1 protein-coding gene is annotated in these 823 nt (G+C 29.6%); it reads right to left on the bottom strand.

From position 1 onward, the window contains the following. Window positions 1-142 precede the first annotated feature (142 nt). The coding region (locus Q0739_RS14900) for a hypothetical protein (protein WP_298239531.1) at window positions 143-823 on the bottom strand (681 nt) is incomplete at its 5' end.

Genomic DNA, 823 nt, shown 5'->3' with positions numbered 1-823 from the left:
TGCCAACGGTCTCGTATAACCGTCAGTTACGGGTTAATATGCGTTAATTTTCAGTTAAGCACAGACGTTAGCAATTACAGAGTGGATTCGGACGTAGTCGAATCCGCCGTAATTGCGGTTATACATTGTTGGCAGTAGTTTTTTATTTTTTTAATTCCATCAATAGATAAGCAAAATCATTTCTCAATTCAATTATGTTCCCAGTATTAATACTCAATCCGATTGAAGACCAACCATCCCCATATCCAGTAATATTTCCAGAGCCAAAAGCATAAAAAGTCACGGGTTGGTTTTCTTTCCAATAATGAAAAACAGTCATTCCTGTAAAACCTCCTTTATTTATTTTTACTTCCTTTTTTTTGGGTATTTCATATCTATATATGTCATTGGGTTTCAGTTCTATTTTTTGTTTGTCAATTTTAAATTTTTGAGTTTTCTTGTCATTCCCAAAGAAGTAGATAATATTTTTTTCTAGATTATCTCTGCTTTTTTCTATTAATTCAGGTAAAGCAGAATACAAATCAAAAGAGACAGACGTTTCTTTATTTGTTATTACTTTCCCAATATATTTAAACGCATTTGCATTAAAATCAATCGCTTTTCTTTGTAGACCACTTAATATTTGATTAAAATCGTTTGCCTTAACTTTAATTTTGGCAATAAAGTAATAGTCTTTTAAATCCGTTTTATCACTTATAAATGCTAATCCTTTTTCTTTGATGTTTGGAATACTATCAGCCTTTTCAATTATTTCTATTTCTTGGGAAAAGACTAATCCATAGATTAAAATATTTAATAATGTTAAAATTTGAGTTCTCATTTT

The organism is uncultured Algibacter sp., from assembly GCF_947487605.1.
In the GTDB taxonomy this organism is placed as follows: domain Bacteria; phylum Bacteroidota; class Bacteroidia; order Flavobacteriales; family Flavobacteriaceae; genus Algibacter_D.
The sequence above is the reverse complement of the archived record's forward strand: the minus strand, read 5'-3'. Positions and strand labels throughout refer to the sequence as shown.